This is a genomic window from Haloarchaeobius amylolyticus (assembly GCF_042678045.1).
Taxonomy (GTDB): domain Archaea; phylum Halobacteriota; class Halobacteria; order Halobacteriales; family Natrialbaceae; genus Natrinema; species Natrinema amylolyticus_A.
Map to the genome: position 1 here is coordinate 201,890 of NZ_JBHUDI010000004.1, position 19,950 is coordinate 221,839.

At 65.0% G+C, this 19,950-nt stretch carries 18 protein-coding genes, 1 tRNA gene and 1 pseudogene; 12 read left to right on the forward strand and 8 right to left on the reverse strand.

Going from position 1 to position 19,950, the window contains the following annotated elements; genetic code table 11:
• Positions 1–256: 256 nt before the first annotated feature.
• Both mutS and ACFR99_RS07250 read right to left on the reverse strand, forming a co-directional pair.
• A complete protein-coding gene (mutS, locus tag ACFR99_RS07245; protein WP_390285812.1) occupies positions 257–2,914 on the reverse strand; it encodes a DNA mismatch repair protein MutS in 2,658 nt (885 codons plus the stop codon).
• Between the two features lie 387 nt (positions 2,915–3,301).
• Positions 3,302–3,625 (reverse strand): tRNA-binding protein, encoded by a 324-nt coding sequence (locus ACFR99_RS07250; protein ID WP_390285814.1) that lies wholly within the window; start codon positions 3,623–3,625, stop codon positions 3,302–3,304.
• A 105-nt stretch (positions 3,626–3,730) separates the two neighbouring features.
• Here ACFR99_RS07250 and ACFR99_RS07255 point away from each other — a divergent pair, with 105 nt between their 5' ends.
• Positions 3,731–4,501, forward strand: a complete 771-nt coding sequence (locus tag ACFR99_RS07255; protein ID WP_390285816.1) for a universal stress protein — start codon at positions 3,731–3,733, stop codon at positions 4,499–4,501.
• Between the two features lie 123 nt (positions 4,502–4,624).
• Here the strand turns inward: ACFR99_RS07255 and ACFR99_RS07260 are convergent, their stop codons facing one another.
• From ACFR99_RS07260 to thiD, 5 genes are all read right to left on the reverse strand, one after another.
• Positions 4,625–6,415: a PAS domain-containing protein gene (locus ACFR99_RS07260; RefSeq protein ID WP_390285818.1), complete on the reverse strand. Its 1,791-nt coding sequence runs from the start codon at positions 6,413–6,415 to the stop codon at positions 4,625–4,627.
• Positions 6,416–6,497: 82 nt separating this feature from the next.
• Complete coding sequence (locus ACFR99_RS07265; RefSeq protein ID WP_390285820.1) at positions 6,498–7,250, reverse strand: universal stress protein; 753 nt, start codon at positions 7,248–7,250, stop codon at positions 6,498–6,500.
• Positions 7,247–8,665: an APC family permease gene (locus tag ACFR99_RS07270; RefSeq protein ID WP_390285822.1), complete on the reverse strand. Its 1,419-nt coding sequence runs from the start codon at positions 8,663–8,665 to the stop codon at positions 7,247–7,249. The genes ACFR99_RS07265 and ACFR99_RS07270 overlap by 4 nt, the downstream gene beginning before the upstream one ends.
• Before the next feature lie 105 nt (positions 8,666–8,770).
• Positions 8,771–9,745, reverse strand: a complete 975-nt coding sequence (locus ACFR99_RS07275; protein ID WP_390285824.1) for a TIGR03560 family F420-dependent LLM class oxidoreductase — start codon at positions 9,743–9,745, stop codon at positions 8,771–8,773.
• Positions 9,742–11,103: a bifunctional hydroxymethylpyrimidine kinase/phosphomethylpyrimidine kinase gene (gene thiD, locus ACFR99_RS07280; RefSeq protein ID WP_390285826.1), complete on the reverse strand. Its 1,362-nt coding sequence runs from the start codon at positions 11,101–11,103 to the stop codon at positions 9,742–9,744. Before thiD ends, ACFR99_RS07275 begins: the two co-directional genes overlap by 4 nt.
• A 91-nt stretch (positions 11,104–11,194) precedes the next feature.
• Between thiD and ACFR99_RS07285 the strand changes: the two genes are divergently transcribed.
• The 5 genes and pseudogenes from ACFR99_RS07285 (at position 11,195) to ACFR99_RS07300 (ending at position 14,427) form a co-directional block, all read left to right on the forward strand.
• Positions 11,195–11,878: a rhomboid family intramembrane serine protease gene (locus tag ACFR99_RS07285; protein ID WP_390285828.1), complete on the forward strand. Its 684-nt coding sequence runs from the start codon at positions 11,195–11,197 to the stop codon at positions 11,876–11,878.
• A 115-nt stretch (positions 11,879–11,993) separates the two neighbouring features.
• A tRNA-Ala gene (locus tag ACFR99_RS07290) sits at positions 11,994–12,065 on the forward strand.
• A 392-nt stretch (positions 12,066–12,457) separates the two neighbouring features.
• Positions 12,458–12,994, forward strand: a complete 537-nt coding sequence (locus tag ACFR99_RS07295; protein ID WP_390285830.1) for a hypothetical protein — start codon at positions 12,458–12,460, stop codon at positions 12,992–12,994.
• A 258-nt stretch (positions 12,995–13,252) separates the two neighbouring features.
• Positions 13,253–13,395: pseudogene (locus tag ACFR99_RS20355) on the forward strand (DUF7692 domain-containing protein).
• Between the two features lie 564 nt (positions 13,396–13,959).
• Positions 13,960–14,427 (forward strand): cupin domain-containing protein, encoded by a 468-nt coding sequence (locus tag ACFR99_RS07300; RefSeq protein WP_390285832.1) that lies wholly within the window; start codon positions 13,960–13,962, stop codon positions 14,425–14,427.
• Between the two features lie 174 nt (positions 14,428–14,601).
• On the opposite strand, the gene ACFR99_RS07305 is transcribed toward ACFR99_RS07300, so the two are convergent.
• Positions 14,602–14,799, reverse strand: coding sequence for a hypothetical protein (locus ACFR99_RS07305; protein ID WP_390285833.1), 198 nt, complete (start codon positions 14,797–14,799; stop codon positions 14,602–14,604).
• Between the two features lie 280 nt (positions 14,800–15,079).
• On the opposite strand from ACFR99_RS07305, the gene ACFR99_RS07310 reads away from it, so the two are divergent.
• The 6 genes from ACFR99_RS07310 (at position 15,080) to ACFR99_RS07335 (ending at position 19,863) form a co-directional block, all read left to right on the forward strand.
• Positions 15,080–15,358: an amphi-Trp domain-containing protein gene (locus ACFR99_RS07310; protein WP_390285835.1), complete on the forward strand. Its 279-nt coding sequence runs from the start codon at positions 15,080–15,082 to the stop codon at positions 15,356–15,358.
• A gap of 15 nt (positions 15,359–15,373) precedes the next feature.
• Positions 15,374–16,255, forward strand: a complete 882-nt coding sequence (locus ACFR99_RS07315) for a universal stress protein (protein WP_390285837.1) — start codon at positions 15,374–15,376, stop codon at positions 16,253–16,255.
• Between the two features lie 74 nt (positions 16,256–16,329).
• Positions 16,330–17,400, forward strand: coding sequence for a WD40/YVTN/BNR-like repeat-containing protein (locus ACFR99_RS07320; RefSeq protein WP_390285839.1), 1,071 nt, complete (start codon positions 16,330–16,332; stop codon positions 17,398–17,400).
• Positions 17,401–17,594: 194 nt separating this feature from the next.
• Positions 17,595–17,909, forward strand: coding sequence for a 30S ribosomal protein S24e (locus ACFR99_RS07325; protein ID WP_390285841.1), 315 nt, complete (start codon positions 17,595–17,597; stop codon positions 17,907–17,909).
• Between the two features lies 1 nt (position 17,910).
• On the forward strand, positions 17,911–18,045 hold the full coding sequence (locus ACFR99_RS07330) for a 30S ribosomal protein S27ae (protein ID WP_390285843.1): 135 nt from the start codon (positions 17,911–17,913) through the stop codon (positions 18,043–18,045).
• 69 nt (positions 18,046–18,114) lie between these two features.
• Positions 18,115–19,863 carry a bifunctional N(6)-L-threonylcarbamoyladenine synthase/serine/threonine protein kinase gene (locus tag ACFR99_RS07335; protein ID WP_390285845.1) on the forward strand — a complete coding sequence of 583 codons (1,749 nt, stop codon included), beginning with the start codon at positions 18,115–18,117 and terminating at the stop codon, positions 19,861–19,863.
• Positions 19,864–19,950 lie beyond the last annotated feature (87 nt).

Here is a 19,950-nt window from a genome sequence, read left to right on the forward strand (position 1 = left end):
CGAGGGCTGTGGCCTCGAGATCCAGATCGACCTCCACGACCTCTCCGAGTGGCGGGATCTGGGCGAACTGTGCTGACGGACGCCGCCTGGGCGGATATCGGCCGCCTCGAGCGAATGCGATGCTGACGGCTCGTCTCACCGAGTCGGCGGAACGTACTGGACAGAAGTCAATACGAAGCCGGTCGCATGTATGCGGCCGTCATTTGGGGACGGCCGCGAATTCGCGACCGGCTTCACATCGTTCTGTCCGGCAGTATCACTCCTCGAGTCGCTCCTGTAACTCCTGAACCTTCGAGACGAGTTCGATCGGCGGCGTCGTGTTCACGTCGATCGACTCGAGGTCCTCGAGGACGGCCTCGGTCTCGGGGTCGAGCGACTGCTCGTCAGCCGCTGTCGGACCGCCGTCGGTCGACGCCGACCGAGCCGGGGTCTGTTCCTGTCCCTCCATCTGCATCGTTCCGCTCCCGAGATCGAAGACGGCCTGGACGGGTTCGCTCGAACCGCCACCTTTGGCCTCGATGGCTTTCTCTTCGCGCAGGCGCGCTAAGACATCCCGGGCGCGGTCGACGACGGGATCGGGCACTCCTGCGAGGTCGGCGACGTGAATCCCGTAGCTGCGGTCCGTGGGGCCGTCCCGTACTGTCCGGAGGAACGTCACGTCGCCGTCGCGTTCGTCGGCCGCAATGTGGACGTTAGCGACACGGGGAAGGTTCTCAGCGAGCCCGGTCAGCTCGTGGTAGTGGGTCGCAAAGAGGGTCTTGGCCTGGACTTCGTTGTGCAGATACTCCGTTGCGGCCCACGCGATCGAGATCCCGTCGTAGGTCGCGGTCCCGCGGCCGACCTCATCGAGGATGACCAGTGACTCCTCGGTCGCGGTGTGAAGGATGTTCGAGAGTTCGCTCATTTCGACCATAAACGTCGAGCGACCCTGTGCCAGTTCGTCAAGCGCACCGACGCGGGTGAAGATGCCGTCGACCAGCCCGATCTCGGCGTCCTTTGCGGGAACGAAACTGCCGATCTGGGCCAGCAGGACGATACACGCGACCTGGCGCATGTACGTCGATTTCCCGGACATGTTGGGCCCCGTCACGACGAGGAAGCCCCGATCCTCGTCCAGCCGCACGTCGTTGGGGACGAACTCTGTCGTCTGCTCGACGACCGGATGACGACCCTGGTCGATCGCTAAGCGATCGCCCCGGTGTAAGTCGGGCTGAACCCAGCGGTTCTCGGCGGCGTGGGTCGCCAGACTCGCCAGCGCGTCGACGGTCGCCAGCGCCCGGCCGACATCTTGCAGCAGTTCGGCGTGTGCGGCAACCGACTCACGAAGCTCCTCGAACAGTTCGTACTCGAGGTCGCCGCGTCGTTCCTCGAGTCTGAGGATTTCACGTTCTTTCTCCTCGAGTTCGTCGGTGGTGAACCGTTTGGAGTTCTTCAGCGTCTTGATCTCTTCGTAGTGGTCGGGGACGCCGTCGGCGGCGGACTTGCCGACCTGGATGTAGTAGCCGTCGGTCTTGTTGCGGTCGACGGTGACGTGTGAGAGGCCATGCTGGGCTTTCTCGCGGTCAGCGAGGGTATCGAGCCACTCCTTGACCGCCTCGTGGCGCTCGATGACCTCGTCGAGTTCGTCGTCGTACCCTCGCTGGAGGAGTTCGCCCTGGGTGACCGTCGATGGCGGATCGTCGGCGATGGCCGCCTCGAGGGTCTCCCGGAGGTCGGCAGCAGCTTCGCGGTCCGGTCGATCCACGATCCCCGAAAGAGGCGAATCGGCAAGCTCCGGCTTCGACGCGACGATGTCGGCCAGCGCGGGCAACACCGACAGCGTCTCCTGAACCGCGAGCAGGTCCCGCGCGTCGGCGCTCCCGTGGGTCGCTTTCGAGGCGAGTCGCGCCAGATCGTAGGCCTCGCCGAGCGCGTCCTGGAGCTCGTCGCGAGCCAGCGCCGCCGTCGACAGCGCAGCGACGGATTTCTGGCGCTCCTCGAGCGTTGCGAGCGACCGCCGGGGCCGCTGGAGCCACTCCTTCAGCAGTCGGCCGCCGGCGCTGGTCTCGGTGTGGTCGATCGTCGCGAACAGCGAGCCGTCGCGCTCGCCCTGCATGGTTTCGGTCAACTCGAGGTTACGCTGGGTGGTCGCGTCCAGCGTGACGTGGTCGTCGCCGTGGTGGGCCTGGATCCGGGTCATCGAGGCCAGCACGCCCGCGCCGGTGTCCGCGACGTACGCGAGGATCGACCCGGCAGCGGCGATGGCCGGCTCGTCGACGGCCAGTCGGTCGACGGTCTCCGTGCCGAACTGTTCGCGCACCTGGTGGGCTGCCCGTTTCGGTGCGAACGCCTCCGTCTCGTGGAGGGTAAGCGTCGCGTCGCTGCGTTCGCGGACCCGGTTCAGCAGGTCGTCGTCGGTTCGCACGTCGGGTCCGGGCAGGACCTCGACCGGATCGAACCGGTAGAGTTCTGTCAACGCGTCGTCGGCGTCGTCGGCTTCCGCGACGAGAAAGCGGCCGGTAGTCACGTCCGCAAAGGCGAGGCCATAGGCGTTTTCGCTCCCACTGACAACCGCCGCGAGATACTGGGCGTCGGCGTCGCTGGTCTCGAGCAAGGTGCCGGGGGTCACGACGCGAACGATCTCGCGAGCGTGGCCGGAGTCGGTCTCGTACTGGTCGGCGACGGCGACGCGGTAGCCGCGTTCGACGAGGGCCTTGAGGTAGGGCGTCAGATCGTCGATCGGGACGCCGGCCATCGGATACGACGAGCCGTGCGAGGACTTCTGGGAGACTTTGAGATCGAGTTCCTCGCTGACGCGTTCGGCGTCCTCGCCGAAGAACTCGTAGAAGTCGCCACACTGCATCGCCAGTAGATCGGCGTCGGTCCCCTCTTTGAGGGAGAAAAACTCGCCGACGATCCCCGTCGCCTCGGTCATACTGGATGCGTATCGTTCCATCTCAAAAACCCTGCGGGATCCGCGGTGAAAGTGGTCGCGGCAACGCTGGATCGTGATCGATCACGACAGCGTTCTCAGGGAGGCCTCTTCGGGTCGAAACTCGCGTCTGAAACCAGCGTCGAAACCGACACCGGACCCGAACACCGCGAGTCGGGCCCGTGCGGTGATGGTTGATCGGAGCAGAAGACGTCGGGACGTGCTCCGATCGGTGGCGAGGGTTCGGCGATGTCTCGGATGATCGGACGGGTTCGGTGGGGGGGTGGGGGGATGACCGAATCCGGCCCGCCTCGCCACGTCGTTCGTTCGAGCCTTCTCAGTATACTTATTGGGTCGTTAAGCCGCGACAACAGACGCCGTGAGTGGGAATCAGTACAACGTTCCGCCCAGCGGCACGTCGTCGTCCGGCGAGACCAATACGGGATACCCCTCCTCGCTGGGGACGCCGACGGTCAGCGCTTCGGATTTGAATCCCGCGATCCGCACCGATCCGAGGTTCGTCGCACACAGTACCTGCCGACCGACGAGCTCTGTGGTGTCGTAGTGGTGGTCCAGTTGTCCGGCTGACTGGATCTCTTCATCGCCGAGATCGATCCAGAGTTTCGTCATCTTCGGCTTCTCGGCTTCGAGGAACGGTTCGGCGTCGATCACTTCCCCGACCTCGAGCTCGACATCAAACGGACTGTCGACCATGCGCCGCGATACCGCACCAACCCAAAATTAGCTATCGGTTCTCACTCTGAGACGTTCGATGGGGGTATATACCGCTCACCGTGGTAGGATGACAGACTACACCTCATGTCAGCGCCTCGTGATCACCGCGTGCTGATCCCGGTCGACGTTCTCGAGGGGGAGGTCGTTCCTGAAACGATCGTCGACGCGTTCGCGTCGATCCCGGTCGTCCTGCTTGGCTATCGCGAACTACCTGACCAGACCGCCCCGGACCAGGCACGCGACCAGTACGGCGATCGCGCGCGGGCCGAACTCGAGGAACTACGGTCGGTCTTCGAGGACGCCGGCTGTGACGTTACGTCGCGGCTGGCGTTTACCCATGACCGGCTGGAAACGTTCGAACGCGTCGCCGTCGAGGACGCCTGTGACGCCGTCCTGGTGCTCAACCCGGCACCCGTCCTCGAGACGGTGCTCGTCGCACTCCGGGGCGACGTCAACGTCGAGTACATCGCCCGACTGCTCGCGACGATTCTCACCGGAACGGACCTCGAGCTCACTCTCTTTCACGTCACGCCGGACGACTCGAGTCAAGCGGCGGGGACGGAACTGCTCGAGACGGCCCGATCGGAACTGGTCGACGCGGGCGTCGATGCGGATCGGATCGACAGCACGGTCGTCGTCGACGACTCGCCGACGGCGGCGATCGTCGAGGCGTCAGCCGACCACGACCTTCTGGTCGCCGGCGAGAGCCGCCCGTCGGTCCGTCGGGTTATCTTCCGGGATCGGGCCAAACGGCTGGCGCGACGGACGGTCGATCCGGTGCTCGTGATTCGCGGGGAGTATCTCGAGGGCGAGACCACGTCCAACGGGGACTCGGCACCCGACGAGGACGGCTAACTGGTCGGTCGGTCATCGACGGGTCGGTCTCCCGATATGGCCCGGGAGACAGCCGAGCGCGGGACGTCAGCAGTGACAGGAATCCGTACGAGACTGTCGGCCACTCGCGTTCTCCGGGGTGGGTCACTCGCCGGTCGGCAGTTCGACGACGAAGACTGCCCCTCGGGGATCGTTGTCCTCGACCCGGACGCTGCCGCCGTAGGTGTCGACGAGCGTCTCTACGAGGTAGAGGCCGAGCCCCGTCCCGGCGCTGTCTCCGCCTTTCGTTCCCTTTCCGAAGATCTCGTCTTTCTGCTCGTCGGAGACGCCCGGCCCGTCGTCGGCGACACGAACGACGACGCTCTCGTCGCGCTCGGTCGCGGCGACTACGACGGAGGGTACCTCCCGATCGTTGTGTTGGACGGCGTTTGTCAACAGGTTCCGAAAAACCGAGTGGAGCATATCGTCGGCAACGACCGTCGTCCGCGGGATCGTCCCCTCGACGGTGACCGCGGCGGCCGCGTACTCGGAACGTACCCGCTCGAGTTCGCTCTCGAGGGTGCGTCGGAGATCGACGCGTGCCAGGTTTTCGTCCGTCGAGAGCATCACGTCGGACATGTCGCGTGCCGTCTGTGTCAACTCGACGGCGTGACCGGCGCTTTCACGGATCGTCGCGAGATATTCGCGGCCCGCATCGTCGACATGGTCGTGGAGGAAGTCCGCGGAGGCGGTGACGAGCTGGAGGTCGTTGCGGATGTCGTGGCGCAGCATCTGGTTCAACACGTCGAGGTCGTCACGCTGGTCTTTCAGCCGCTGCTCGTAGCGCTTTCGCTCCGTGATGTCCTGGACTGCCTTGTGGACGTGTTCGGCTCCCGAGTCGTCCGTCGAGAGGGAGGCCGTGATCACCACGTCGATCGACTCCCCGTCGAGCGGCTCGAGTGTCACTTCGCGTTTGACGGAGGGGACGTCGGTGTCCCGGAGCGTCTCGACGAGGTCAGCACGTACCTCCGGGTTCGCGTAGAAGTCGGCGACACGATACTCGTGAAGCTGATCGACGGAGTCGACACCTAACAGCGAGGCGAGCGCCGGATTGGCGTACTCGAAGGTTCCGTCGGGCGTGGGTTCAGTCCGAAACACGCCGCTGGGAACGGTCTCCAAGAGGTGATCGGCGAGTTCTAACGCCTGTCGACTCTCGACCCGTTCGGTAACGTCTTCCTGGAAGCCGACGTAGTTCGTCACCGTCCCCTCGTCGTCGCGAATCGGGGCGATCGTCACGCGGTTCCAGAACTCGATGCCGTCACTGCGATAGTTCTTGAGCTCGACGGTGACCGGCCGCTCGGCCGCGATCGCCTCACGCATCTCGTCGACCGGCTCGGCCCGCGTCTCCGGCCCCTGCAGGAATCGACAGTTTCGTCCGATGGCCCCGGCAGCCGAATAGCCGGTGATCTCTTCGAACATCTCGTTGATATAGATCATCGGGTTGTCCGCCTGATGGGGATCGCTGATCGTGATCCCGATCGGAGCGGCGTCGACTGCCCGCGATTTCAACTCGCAGTCGAGGTCGTCGTCTTGCGACCGGTCTGTCTCGTCGGTTGCCCCCGTGAGTCGCGCGAGAACGTGGTCGTCGCCGTCGATCGAGATCGGCGACACGCACACGTCGAACGGCACGATCTCGTCCGAGCCGGTGCGTATCAGCCACGTCCTGGTTGCGACGTCGTCTCGATCGAGTGCTGGCACGGGATCGGGTTCTGGCCCCCGAACCTCGTCGATGAGCGCCGTCACGTCACGGTCGAGGAGAGCCTCGCGCTCACGGTCGACGAGCTCACAGACCCGTCGGTTACACTCGCGGATCCGTTCCGTGTCCGGATCGATGATCACGAGCCCGTCGGGAGCCTCGTCGAACACCGTTTCGTATGCCGACGTCGCCAGACGCATGCCGAGGGGAATGGACGCACTCGAGTTAACCGTTGTGCGTCTCGTCCCCGGCCGGGAATCGACACCCTGAGACGGACTCCTGTCAGTCGGGACGCGAGGGCCGGTCGGCGGAATCGTCTGCCGGTCGCTTCCGGGTGGTCGCCGCGTCGTCGTGGTGCCTGCGGACGACGAGCACCGGTCCGACCGACTCAGTAGCGACGCGTTCGGCGTCCTCGCCGAAGAGAAACGACCGGAGCGACGGAGCCCGTTCGCCCATGACGATGGCGTCGTGGCCGGCCGCGGTGTCGACGAGCGCCTCGAACGGCGGCTCGTCGACCGCGAGTTCGGTCTCCACCTCGATTCCGTACTCGGAAAGGGTTGTCGCGGCGGACGCGAGCGATTCTCGGCCACTGGATTCGTCGTCGGTCGCGAGAAAGAGCGTGACGTCGATCTCGCGGTCGCCGACCAGTTCCGTGACGAAGCTTGTGATCCGGTCGACGGCGACATCACCGGTCAACGTCACGAGGAGGCGATCGACCGGCCCGATCGTGCCGGTGATAGCGTAGGCGTCGGCGGCCGTCTCGTCGGCGATCCGGTCGATCGTTTGCTCCCGGTCGTGGGTGAACACGAGGCGGTGATCTGCGCTGCCGCCGGCTGCTTCGAACGCGTCCTCGAGATCGACGAGCGCTTCGGTGGCTCTGTCCTCGTATTGCAGTCGCGCCTGATCCGGCGGCGTCTGTTCCGGCAGGACGTGATAGCCGAGCACGGTCACGTCCATCGTCGCGAGCAGTGTCGGGAGACCGGTCGAGACCGATTCGCCCTCGAGGATCGCCAGCGGAACGAGGACGCGGGTCATTGGATTCCCCCCTTGAGGGTTACGTCGCGGGCATAGTAGGCGTACCACCCGGCGGTCGCGATCATGATCGCGATGCCGATGAGCTGTGACGTGCGTTGCATGAAGCCGATCAGGGCGAAACTGGCGAGTGCGCCGAGTGCCGGGACGACGGGATAGCCGGGGACCCGGAAGTCGGGATCGTACCACTCCGGTTCGTCGCGGCGCAGTGCGAGCAGGGCCACGCAGATCAGCCCGTACATGACCAGGTGCAGGAACGAGGCGACCTCCGCGAGCAGTTCCACGCGACCGGTCGCGACCAGCACGAGGATCGGCCCGCCGGCCATCCCCAGCGCGACGTGTGGTGTGCCGTATCGCAGGTTGATGTGGCTCGCTCGCCGCGGTAACAGGGCGTCTTTCGAGACCGCGTAGATGGCTCGAGACGTGCTGAGGACCGATGCGTTCGCACTCGACATGGTCGCAAGCAGCCCACCGAACACGATCGCGACCGCACCGGCTGCACCGAGGTAGTGGCGGCCGACCTCGACCATGGCCGTCTCGCCGAGTTCCGCGAGTCGGTCGCCTCCGAACGCGCTCGTCGCGACGAAGATCGTCGTCACGTAGAGGACGCCGACGATGAGGACGGAGCCGACCATCGCCAGCGGCAGGTTCCGTCCGGGGTCTTTCATCTCCCCGGCGACGGTCGCGACCTGTGCGAAGCCCAGATACGAGGTGAACACGAGCGCCGCGGTCGTCAACACCGGCATCGCGCCGAACGGCGCGAACTGCTCGGGCGCGGACGGCTCGCCGATGAGCCCCACCGCGTTGAGGCCGCCGTACCCGAGAAAGACGGCCAGTATCGAGAGCAACAACGCGACGATCCCGTTCTGGAGCTTCGCCGCGTTTTCCGTCCCAGTGATATTCAACACGGTAAAGGCCGCTCCGAACAGTAACGCCAGCGGGATGACGAGTCCGTCGCTGACCGCGACGCCGAGTTCCGCGAGCGTGTCGACGGCGTAGTAGCCGAAGCCGACGAGATAAAACGCCGTCGCGAACACCAGCCCGAACCACAGCGACAGCCCGACGACGGTCCCGGCGAGCGTGCCCAGTCCGCGGGAGATGTAGTAGTAGCCGCCCCCGCTTTTCGGCATCGCCGTCGCGAGTTCGGAGGCCGGCAGCGCGACCAGCAGGGCGACGATCGCGCCGATCGCGAACGACCCCGCCGCGGCGGGCCCGGCCCGGCCGGCCGCCAGCCCCGGGAACACGAAGATCCCGGCCCCGATCATCGTCCCGATCCCGATGGCGAGACCACCAGTGAGCCCGAGCGTCCGCTCGAGTTCGGCGTCGTCGGTGATCGTCGCCTCGTCGGTCTCGATCGTCGGCTCGAGCTGTGGTGACTCTCCCTCGATGTTCGCCCCACCGACCGACGGATCACTCATACCGAGGGCGTCTCGCGCCTGCCGTATAGCTCTACTGTCGATTTTGGGGCACTGAACATGTCGCCGCCATCCACGAGTGACCCGGTCCCGTCCGACTGCCGGCCGTCAGGCGGCGAGTTCGTCGGCCAGCACCGTCAGACTCTCGTCTTCGGCGTCGGCCGCGTCCGGAATCGCGAGCATGACCTCCTCGATGCCGACATCGGCGTAGTCCGCGAGCCGGTCGCGGACCTCCGCGGGCGTTCCCGTGGGGGCCGTCTCCAGATAGCCCGCGAGGAAGAATTCGCGGGGCTCGCTCGGCTCGTCGGGGAGGAACTCGCTTTGGAAGCGCTCGCGCTTTGCTTCGGCCGCGGCGGTCGTCTCGCCGACGAAGACGAACAGCTCGGCGGACTTGCGGATCTCGTCGTATCGGGCCTCGCTTTCGCAGTGGCCGCGGAGCACGTCGAGTTTCTCGGCGAAGCCCTCGGGCTCGAGCGTGCCGAAGTTCCAGCCGTCGGCCAGCTCGGCGGTGTATCGCAGCGTGAACTGCTCGCCACCGCCACCGATCCAGATCGGCGGGTGCGGGTCCTGGACGGGTTGGGGTTCACAGAAAGCCTCATCGAGGTCGACGTCGAGGTGCTCGCCCTCGTGACTGTAGGTGTCGGTGGTCCACAACCCCTGCAGGATCTCGACGGTTTCGGCAAGTCGGCGGAGCCGTTCGGCCGGTGGCTCGCGGAACTCGTAGCCAAAGCGGTCGTACTCGGCTTCGTACCAGCCCCCGCCCAAGCCGAGGTCGAGTCGGCCGTCGCTGATGTGATCGACCGTCGCCGCCATCTTCGCGAGCAGGGCCGGATGGCGGTAGGACTGGCTCGTCACGAGGGTGCCCAGCCGAATCCGGTCGGTCGCTTCGGCGACGGCACTCAGAGTCGTCCAGCACTCCTGGGTCGCCCGCCGCGGGTCGCCGATCCACGACTGGAAGTGATCCTCGAGCCAGACCGCGTCGTAGCCGAGCCGCTCGGCCTCGAGTGCCGTGTCTCGAACTGTCCCGATATCGGTTCCGTACTGCGGGAGGATGATGCCGACGTCGAGATCGGTCGCGCTCATTCGGAGACCTCCCGGTCGAGCGCCAGCGTTCGCTCGGCCAGCGTCTCGGGATCCGTGGCGACGACCTTCACGATCGCCTCCTTGCCGACCTCACCGCGATCGACGACGGCAGCGGGCGGCTCGTCGCGGTCCCCGAAGGCCTGTTGGGCACCCCAGCCCATCGTGCTGTCCTCGATCTCCGCGACTTCCTCGGGTTGCTGGCCCCGGTCGTACTCGGCGATCGGCCAGTCGAGCGTCTCGAGAGCCGCCTCGACGTCCGCGTCGAACCGGCAGTTGACCGCAAAGCGTAGGTCCGGGAAGAATTCCCGCGCCGACAGCAGGAAGCGAGCGACGTGACTCGAGGCGCCGAACCGAACGCCGCGGTTGGGGTGAACCCCCGAGAGAGTACGGGTGATCCGCCCCTCGACGGCGGCCGTCTCGGCGACGGAGTCGGCATACGGCGTCGCGCCGACGACGTTCATCCCGACTTCGGGAACCAGCGCCGACACGTCGGCGTCGACGAACCGGTCGACGACTGCCTGGACCATCTCGGCGGTGGGCTCTCGGGCCGCTTCGTTCCGCAGCGGAGCCATGTGGTTGACCGCGCCGTGGCCCTTGCCCACGTCGTAGTAGTAGCGTACCGCGCGCGCGAGAACGTCGGTCGCACCTCCCACGGCGGGCTCGAGGGCCTCGCCCTTTGCGAGGCGGGCCGCGATCGCCGCGGCGAGCGTACAGCCGGAGCCGTGAGTGGCGTCCGTGCCGACGCGCGGGTGTTCGAACGTCCGGACGGTGTCCTCGGTAACGAGCGTATCCCGCACCCGCTCGCCGGGGACGTGGCCGCCTTTGATCAGGACCGCGTCGACGCCGGTCTCGAGGATCGCTTCGCCGGCCTCGCGGGCGGTCTCTTCGTCGGTGACGGCGATGTCGGTCAGGACCTCGGCCTCGTCGGCGTTGGGCGTCGCGACGGTCGCCTCGCCGAGCAGGTCCTCGTAGGCGCGCTCGGCTTCGGGCTCGAGCAAGCGGTCGCCGGAGGTCGCGACCATCACTGGGTCGACCACCAGCGGGAAGTCGAATCCCTGTGCGTGGTCGGCGACGGTCTCGATGACCTCGGTCGTCGCGAGCATCCCCGTCTTCGCCGCGCCGACCGCGAAGTCGTCGGTGACGGCTGCGAGTTGTGCGTCGACTTCCGCGACCGGCAGGACGTGCGAGGACTCGACGCCACGGGTGTTCTGGGCCGTGACGGCGGTGATCGCCGACGTCCCGAAGACGCCGTGGGCGGCCATCGTCGCGAGGTCGGCCTGGATGCCCGCGCCGCCACCGGAGTCGCTGCCGGCGATCGTCAGCGCGACCGGTCGGCTCTCGGGTGCTGGTGTTCGCATACGATATCGTATTCTGCGGTTGTACTAAGCGATGATGGTCCCCGTATCCACGAAAACGGAGACTTTTGGCGATCCCCGTGTACGTATCCGTATGGTGCGGCGCTCGCGGTCCCGAACGCAGTCTCCGTCCTCCCGCCAGTCCAACGCCGGCGCTGGCGACCGGCCGCCCGCCCGGTCGCGGAGCCCGAGTCCGATCCTCGAGCTCCTCGTCGTCTTCGTGCTCGTCTTCGTCGTCCAGGGCGTCACGGCGCTCGCGGGCGTGATGGGCGCGCTATTCGTCCTCGCGCCGCCGCTGTCGACCAACCCGTGGACGATCGTCACGAGCGTCTACGCCCACAGCGGCTTCGGCCACCTGCTCTCGAACAGCCTCGCCCTGATCGTCTTCGGCTGGCCGGTCGCGCGGGCGACCACCCGGCTTCGCTTTCACGTCTTCTTCGCGATCACCGGCGCGATCGCGGGCGTTTCCCAGCTCGTCCTCACGGGTGCCCTCGCGGCGCTACCGGTCGCCCCCGTCGCGCCGACGGCCGGCGTCCTCGGTGCCAGCGGTGCCGTCTTTGCCCTCCTGGGCTATCTCGTCGCGTCGAACCGGCTCTCGAGCGGCCTCGCCTCGCTCGTCGACGTCCCAGGCTGGCTCTCAGCGCTCGTGTTCGTCGGGCTCGCGATCGGGGTGACGCTTGCGACCGCCTCCCCCGGCGTCGCCCTCCTCGCTCACTTCGCCGGCTTTCTGGTCGGCGCGCTCGCCGGCCGCGCTCGCGTGCTCGCGGTCCGGCCGTGATCGGTGGTAGCTCGCTCCGAGTGGGTGATCGGCTCGGGCCTCGCCCATGAGTCGGTGTCCCGATCCGGCGTCGAAACACAAGCCTCAAATAGAAACCGCCGGTAGGAACGTGCGAGGGCTCGTAGATCAGTGGCAGATCGCTTCCTTCGCAAGGAAGAGGCCCCGGGTTCAAATCCCGGCGAGTCCATTTCCTTCCGCTCACTTCGTTCGCTCCAGTCAATGGACTCGCCGTAGTCACACTCGCTTCGCTCGCGTGACTCCCGGCGAGTCCTTTTGTATCGTCTGAAGTGTCTCGATCGACGCTCGAGTAGCGATTCCGTCCGTTCTCTCAGCTTGTTCCGTTTTGATCGTCCGCGGCTCGAGGGTGGGGTCGGCACCGCGATCGCACCGCAACGCCTGCGGGGTCGGGTCGCGCTGCGCGCGAACGCCCCCTTGGCGGGTGTCGCCAAGGCGACAGCGCCAAAAAATTACAGCGCCCTACCCTCACCTTCGCACGCGGATCTCCAATTGATCCATGCGAAACAGGGGTATAGAATGTCTCTCCAGTGCATTTATTAGATGCCAATCAAATACTATAACATGGCTGACTCTTCTGTATCACGTCAGAAAATGGAGGAGATTTTGGAAAATTCTGATAATGAGGATATCGAATTTTGGGAACAATTACTGGAAGAAGGTAAAATAACCTTTCAAAATAGCATTGAGGAAGTACAGAAAATAAGAGACAGATCTATAGAGTTCATGAAGATAATACTTCTGTTAGGTTCATTTTATGTAGCTGTCCTCCAGTTCGGATTTGAGGGTACACAGCCGATCTCGAATAATTATCTTCTGTACATTCCGTTCATTCCGCTATTTATTTCAACCATACCATTCTTCCATACATACATTATACCTAATTCCCATACGATCGGTACTAATACTAAAAATGCTCACATTTCAATATCAGAAGGGTATAATAAACTAGAGTACACTAAGATCATGTCTGCAGTATATTTCTACTGGGGAGACGATAACATGGATATAGTATCCAAATCAATTAAGATTCAACTCTTTGGTGTCGGTTGTATCTTCTCTTCGCTTGGCGCAGTAGCCGGCATCATTCTTCGTCTTTAGATGCTCCATCCGTTCCCCCCTAGGGTTGTACGTCGACAGAATCAGTTTCCCGAATATGCACACGAGATCAGAAACGTCGTGTGCATATTTCGAGTCGATCACTCCCTCAAGCCGGGATTCATCTACGATGGACCGATAGATCACTCCTATTTGGCCGATATGGACCGTTGAGTGAGCTGAAAAAACCAGGATTTCGAGGTCGTGTGTACGAGTATGCGAATCTGGATTGACGGGGACTATGCATACTGACGAGACGCAATTGAACGCGCAGTTGACTTCTACGACTGCAACAAAACAAAAGCAGTCGTGAGTGCCTGCGGCGATGTTCCGACGTTCGTCCAGGCTGCCGCCAGGTCCTCGAGCCCACTTCCCCCACACTCGAGCACCACCGCATGCGGTGAGCAGTGAGTTCGACTCGAGATCGCTATCGCTCCCGTCTGACTCGCGTCGGTCGAGAAACGCCGGCCAGAGGCCAGCGTCGGAGCCCCATCCGGTAGGTGGTGGTGTGTCAATCGGATCAGTGAGATCGGGTGCCGATGTGGCCAGTGGCATCACGTCGGGGCGATCCCAGGGGCAACGGCGAGGGTCCGTCTGTCTCGAAGCCGGACGGATTCTGTCGGATCGAATCGTCTCCCCGCCATTTGGGGGGTTTGAATCGTGCCGAAATAACTTTGTTGGTTATGTGATACTTACCGAAACAACCATTAGTGATATCCGAAAACAATAGAACGCCTCCGGCTATCCCCCCATCCCCTCAACCCCCCATCCGGAGGCAGCTTCCCCATCCCCTTTCGATAACGGAGACAGCCGATCGACGGCTGTGTCTGCTGGGTTTCGCGATGATCGCCACCACCGTGCCCTCGACGGAACGCCCTCTCGGCGGTCCGATTTGCGACGCGAAACTCCTACTCGGCCGTTCGTTCCGGCCACTAGTCTATTTACCCCCACCGTGTGACTGCGTCACTATGGAGCAGGTGAGCCTCTCCGACGTCGACCGATGGATGAGCCCGGCACGAAACAAACGGTCGCTCTCGAACGCACTCGGAACCGAACACCTCGCGATGAACCACTACATTCTCGAGCCCGGCGAGAGCTTCGGCTTCGGCTATCACCGCCACGCCGAGCAGGAAGAGATCTTCTACGTGCTCGAGGGGACGGCGACGTTCGAGACGGAGGAAGGTGACGTGACCGTCAGCGCGGAGGAAGCGATCCGCTTTGCGCCCGGCGAATGGCAGCTCGGCCGCAACGAGACCGACGACCGGGTCGTGGCGCTCGCCCTCGGTGCACCGTCCGAGACCGGCGAGACGGAGATCCGTCGGACGTGTCCCAACTGTGGCGAGCGCCAGCCGGTCCGTATCGAGCCGACCGACGACCGCAACGCGCTCGTCGCCATCTGTGAGGAATGCGGTGCGGAAACAGTGCGTCACACCTGATACTGTCGGCCAACAGTCCGTGAGGGCGCGGTCGTGTTTCGACGTCCTTCGCCGCCTGCGACGGCGTCTCGCGTGCGATCGCTGTGTGATACTGATACGGACTGCTGTCAGTCATGACCGGCGGGTCCGCGACCCGTCCTGGGGTGCGCCGGGACACAGTGAGAGGAGACCGGATCAGTGAAAGTCCTCCTCGGCGTCATCGAAGACGTCGTCCTCCTCGATCACGCGAAGTGATGGATTCTCGCACGAACAGATATTGTGCGGACTGATCGGTTGGATGGTTCCGTCCTCGGTGATCCGGACCGTAAGCAGTTCGCCACAGTTGCTGCAGACACCGGGGGCTTTCTCTTTGCGTTCGTCAGACGGTGTCATCGAACTCAACCAATTCGTGGTATGATAACAATGCCCTTCAGATAAAAAGTACCCAGGGGTCGGAACCGGTCGCCGATCGATACCCGGCGGAGCTGATTGCGTTGGGAGTTGAGTCGCGCATCGCGACAAACCAGTGGATCGGATCAGGGCGACTCGAGTCGTCGCCCCCTTCGAGGTGTCCAGTCGCTTTCAGTACGCGAGAGTATCGCAAGAGGACGGTATTCTACTCCAGTGAGAGCACCCCTGCGTGTTTATCCCGGTCCTCGATGTGTCGACGCACATGGGTGAACTCGAGACCGAGGAACAACGATCCCGATCGGAGGTCGCCGATTATTTCCACGAACTGGCCGACCAACTCGACGCTGACGGCGACGTGACTCTCGAGCTCGGTGGCACAACCGTCGCGATGAACCCGGCGGAGCCGATCACGTTCAAACTGGAAAGCGAGTCGGACTGGTCCGAGGGGGAGACGGAGGCAAAGCAGAGTATCGAATTCGAACTCGTCTGGTGGCGTGAGGCCCACACTGCCGACGAGGGCACGCTGGATATCCGCGAGTGACACCCGGCACCACCAATGTACACCCAGATCCTCTTTCCGACTGATGGCAGCGAAGGGTCGGCGGCCGCGTTCGACCACGTCCTCGAGATCGCCGACGCCCACGGGGCGACAGTCCACGTCCTCAACGTGGCGGATACGACGAAAGACAGCGTGCTCCGCCGGCAAGGCGAGACCGTCGACACCCTCGTCCAGGAGGGCGAGACGATCGTCAGCGATGCCGAAGACCGCGCCCAGCAGCGGGGAATCGAGACGGTCGCCGAAGTCCGTCAGGGCGTGCCCGCCAACACGATCGTCGACTACGCAGCGTCACACGACGTCGATCTCGTCGTCATGCCAACCCACGGACGGCAGGGCCTCGAGCGAGTACTGCTCGGGAGTACGACCGAGCGCGTTATCAGGCAGGCCGAGACACCCACATTGACGATCCGGCCAGATACCGACGCGATCGACTACCCCTACCGGAGTGTGCTGGTCCCGACCGACGGCAGCGAGAGTGCCCGGGACGCACTCACGATCGGGGTCGACGTCGCGACCACCGAGGGGGCCGCGTTGCATCTCCTGTCGGTCGTCACGACTGCAACGCTCGGCGTCGACGTCCGAAACGAGATCCAGCTGACGGCACTCGAGGAAAGCGCGACCCAGATCCTCGAGGACGCGTCGGCATTCGCGACCGACGCTGGCGTCGAGCCGGTCGACGAGGCGATCGAGTTCGGGCCGTCGATTCCCCGGGAAATCCGGACGTACATCGACGACCACGACATCGATCTCGTCGTCGTCGGCACCCACGGACGCACGGGCCTGGATCGGTATCTGCTCGGCAGCGTCACCGACCAGCTCGTCCGAACGTCGCCGGTTCCAGTGTTGACGGTTCGCGGGGATCGCTCCGACGCAGAGTAACGGTCTGCTCGCTGGCTCGCAGTGGCGCGCGAAGGGGGGAACGACTCATCCGTCGTGGCCCCGTTCCAACGAGTATGACGACGGTGATCGTCGCCGTTCGAGACCGACTGCTCGTCTATCGGGGAGACGGGTTCGAGCCGGACGGCTGGACGACCACGTCGCGACTCGACGGACGCGACCTCGAGTGTGTCGGTGCCCACCCGGGCGCGCCCGAGCGGCTCTTCATCGGCACCCGGAACGGACTGCTCCGCTCCGTCGACGGCGGGGAGTCGTTCGACCGTCGCGAGACGCAGTTCGTGGCCGAGGGCACGGCGGGCGGACAGGCGATTGCGCGGCCCGACACAGCAGCGACCGTCCGCGAGGGCGACCGCGTGATGGCCGTGACGGGCAGCCCACACGACCCGGACGTGGTCTACGCCGGCACTGAACCCAGCCGCCTCTATCGCTCGTGTGACGGTGGCGACTCCTGGACGCACCTCGAGGGACTGGCCGTCCTCCCCTCGGCCGACGAGTGGTCGTTTCCGCCGCGGCCACACACCCACCACGTCCGCACGATCGCGGTCGATCCGTTCGATCCCGACCGGCTCTACGTGGGGATCGAGGCTGGCGCACTCGTTACCACGTCCGACGGCGGCGAGACGTGGCACGAGCGGCCGCCGGGAGCCCGCCGGGACAATCACACCCTTGCAACCCACCCCGATCGCGAGGGCCGGCTCTACGCCGCGGCCGGCGACGGCTACGCCGAGAGCGACGACGGCGGCGACTCGTGGCACCACCCGCAGGACGGCCTCGCACACCGGTACTGCTGGTCGGTCGTCCCCGATCCCGGTGATCCCGATCGCGTCATGGTCTCGAGCGCACGCGGGGCGTCGACGGCACACGTCCCGCGGAGAGCGGATTCGTACGTCTATCGCCGCACGGGCAACGAGCCGTGTCAACGGCTCGAGGGACGCGGTCTGCCGACCGGTGAGGGGGTCGTCCGAACGGTGTTTGCGACGGTCGGCGAGCCGGGCATCGTCGTCGCGGTCAACAACCGGGGACTGTTTCTGACGCGGGAGTTCGGCGACTCGTGGGTGCAGGTCGATGTCGACTGGCCCGTAGCGCTCGAGGGGCAGGTTCCGCGCGGACTGGTCGTATTTCCCTGATGCGGGCTGCTGTCGTGGGGTACCGCCGCGACTGGAGACCGTCTCGCGGCCACGCCGCAAGTGACTGACAACCGGACGTCTGAGACAGCAGTGATCGCCGACGTCGCTATCGAGCCCAGTTTCCGGCCTGCAGGTGGGTGGTTCGAAATCCTTTTAGGCGCTACACGGGGATAGTAGAGTAACTGAGTGATATCATGGACGTCGACATCATCTCCGAAGAGGAGAACCCCATGTTGCATCGAACGGACGTGACTTTCGAACTGTCCCACGAGGACGCCACCCCCGAGCGCCTGCAGGTCCGAGACAGCCTCGCCGCGAAGCTGAACAAGGACGCCGACGAGGTCGTCATCCGCAAGCTCGACACCAAGTTCGGGATGCGCAAGACGGTCGGTCAGGCGAAGGTCTACGACACTGCCGACGACGCCCGCGACGTCGAGCAAGACCACATGCTCGAGCGCAACAAGATCGGCGCCGAGGAAGAGGCCGACGCCGAGGCGGAGGAGGCATAAGATGGCGCGTTACGAGCTCTACAACGACGACGGCAGCACCGACGGTGAACTCTGTCCCCGCTGTGGTGATGTCTTCCTTGCCGACCACGGTGACCGCAAACACTGCGGCAAGTGCGGCTACACCGAGTGGGAATAACCCCTGAGTGATGGCCGACGTGCCACAGACGGAGTTGGCACGTCGACGCTTCCGACCCGTTTTTCATCCGTGACTAATTCCATCCGTATCCTCGGGATCGAAGGCACCGCCTGGGCCGCCAGCGCGGCGCTTTTCGACGCCGAGACCGACGACGTCGTCATCGAAACCGACGCCTATCAGCCCGACAGCGGCGGCATCCACCCCCGTGAGGCGTCCGAACACATGCACGACGCCATCCCGGAGGTAGTCGGGCGCGTCCTCGAGCATGCCCGCGAGACCCACGACGGCTCGGCCTCGGAGCCGCCGGTCGACGTCGACGAGCGGAGCTCGTCGGGCCAACAGGCTGCGCCTGTTGACGCCGTCGCCTTCTCCCGTGGCCCCGGCCTCGGCCCCTGTCTGCGCGTCGTCGGCACCGCCGCCCGGGCGCTGAGTCAGGCCCTCGAGGTGCCCCTGGTCGGCGTCAACCACATGGTCGCTCACCTCGAGATCGGCCGCCACACCTCGGGATTCGACTCGCCGGTCTGTCTCAACGCAAGCGGGGCGAACGCACACCTGTTGGCATACCGCAACGGCCGCTATCGCGTCCTCGGGGAGACGATGGACACCGGTGTCGGGAACTCGATCGACAAGTTCACCCGTCACGTCGGCTGGTCCCACCCCGGCGGGCCGAAGGTCGAAGAAGCGGCCAAAGACGGCGAGTACGTCGACCTCCCCTACGTCGTCAAGGGGATGGACTTTTCGTTTTCGGGGATCATGAGCGCTGCCAAGCAGCGATACGACGACGGCGTCCCGGTCGAGGACGTCTGTTACTCCTTACAGGAGAACATCTTCGGCATGCTAACCGAAGTCTCGGAACGCGCCCTGTCGCTGACCGGCAGCGACGAACTCGTCCTCGGCGGTGGCGTTGGGCACAACGCCCGCCTGCGCGAGATGCTCGCCGAGATGTGTGCCCAGCGCGGGGCCGACTTCCACGCGCCCGAACCCCGATTCCTGGGTGACAACGCCGGGATGATCGCCGTGCTCGGTGCGAAGATGTACGCCGCAGGCGATACGCTCGCGCTCGAGGACTCGCGCGTCGATCCTAACTTCCGACCCGATCAGGTGCCGGTGACGTGGCGTGGGAGGTCCGAGCGAAGCGAGGACCCCGGAAACGCGAGCGGTGACACGAGGAACCGCGAGCGCGGCGACGAGCCGGAGCTCGCGGCCGGTCGCGGCGCGGGCTCGGGCAACAGTCAGGTCCGCGGAGCCGAAGCGCTGGTCGACTTAGCGCCCGAGGCCGGCCGCGTCACGAAACGTCGCCGAGCCAAGACCTACCGCCATCCCGCCCTCGACGAGCGCCTCCGCAAAGAGCGAACGACACTCGAGGCCCGGCTGACCAGTCTGGCCCGCCGCGAGGGCGTCCCGACGCCGGTGCTGTCGAATATCGACCCGCACGAGGCGAAGCTTGAATTCGAGTACGTCGGCGAGCGCGACCTGCAGGCGGCGCTGTCGCCCGACCGGGTTCGTGACGTCGGCCGGCACCTCGCGCGGCTTCACCAGGCAGGGTTCGTCCACGGCGATCCGACGACGCGAAACGTGAGAGTCGATGGTGATCGAACGTATCTCATCGACTTCGGCCTCGGCTACCACACCGACCACGTCGAGGACTATGCGATGGATCTGCACGTCTTCGATCAAAGTCTCGTCGGCACCGCCGCCGACCCCGAGCCGCTCCGCGAGGCAGCCCGCGAGGGGTATCGCGAGGTCGGCGACCGACGGGTGCTCGAGCGCCTCCACGAGGTCGAGGGACGGGGACGATATCAGTCGGACACGGAGTAGCGCCACGTCGATCGGCTCCTGGCCGTCGACGGCGACTCGCAGCACTCGTCGCAGCACACAATATCTTTATCCGGGGACGACGTATCA

Bases quoted from the DNA above. Each gene is read 5' to 3' on its own strand.
- ACFR99_RS07305 (WP_390285833.1), bottom strand. From the start codon at position 14,799: ATGACACCGTCTGACGAACGCAAAGAGAAAGCCCCCGGTGTCTGCAGC.
- ACFR99_RS07330 (WP_390285843.1), top strand. From the start codon at position 17,911: ATGGCGCGTTACGAGCTCTACAACGACGACGGCAGCACCGACGGTGAA.
- ACFR99_RS07285 (WP_390285828.1), top strand. From the start codon at position 11,195: ATGGTGCGGCGCTCGCGGTCCCGAACGCAGTCTCCGTCCTCCCGCCAG.
- ACFR99_RS07250 (WP_390285814.1), bottom strand. From the start codon at position 3,625: ATGGTCGACAGTCCGTTTGATGTCGAGCTCGAGGTCGGGGAAGTGATC.
- ACFR99_RS07310 (WP_390285835.1), top strand. From the start codon at position 15,080: ATGGGTGAACTCGAGACCGAGGAACAACGATCCCGATCGGAGGTCGCC.
- ACFR99_RS07275 (WP_390285824.1), bottom strand. From the start codon at position 9,745: ATGAGCGCGACCGATCTCGACGTCGGCATCATCCTCCCGCAGTACGGA.
- ACFR99_RS07315 (WP_390285837.1), top strand. From the start codon at position 15,374: ATGTACACCCAGATCCTCTTTCCGACTGATGGCAGCGAAGGGTCGGCG.
- ACFR99_RS07300 (WP_390285832.1), top strand. From the start codon at position 13,960: ATGGAGCAGGTGAGCCTCTCCGACGTCGACCGATGGATGAGCCCGGCA.
- ACFR99_RS07270 (WP_390285822.1), bottom strand. From the start codon at position 8,665: ATGAGTGATCCGTCGGTCGGTGGGGCGAACATCGAGGGAGAGTCACCA.
- mutS (WP_390285812.1), bottom strand. From the start codon at position 2,914: ATGACCGAGGCGACGGGGATCGTCGGCGAGTTTTTCTCCCTCAAAGAG.
- ACFR99_RS07325 (WP_390285841.1), top strand. From the start codon at position 17,595: ATGGACGTCGACATCATCTCCGAAGAGGAGAACCCCATGTTGCATCGA.
- ACFR99_RS07320 (WP_390285839.1), top strand. From the start codon at position 16,330: ATGACGACGGTGATCGTCGCCGTTCGAGACCGACTGCTCGTCTATCGG.
- ACFR99_RS07265 (WP_390285820.1), bottom strand. From the start codon at position 7,250: ATGACCCGCGTCCTCGTTCCGCTGGCGATCCTCGAGGGCGAATCGGTC.
- ACFR99_RS07295 (WP_390285830.1), top strand. From the start codon at position 12,458: ATGGCTGACTCTTCTGTATCACGTCAGAAAATGGAGGAGATTTTGGAA.
- thiD (WP_390285826.1), bottom strand. From the start codon at position 11,103: ATGCGAACACCAGCACCCGAGAGCCGACCGGTCGCGCTGACGATCGCC.
- ACFR99_RS07255 (WP_390285816.1), top strand. From the start codon at position 3,731: ATGTCAGCGCCTCGTGATCACCGCGTGCTGATCCCGGTCGACGTTCTC.
- ACFR99_RS07260 (WP_390285818.1), bottom strand. From the start codon at position 6,415: ATGCGTCTGGCGACGTCGGCATACGAAACGGTGTTCGACGAGGCTCCC.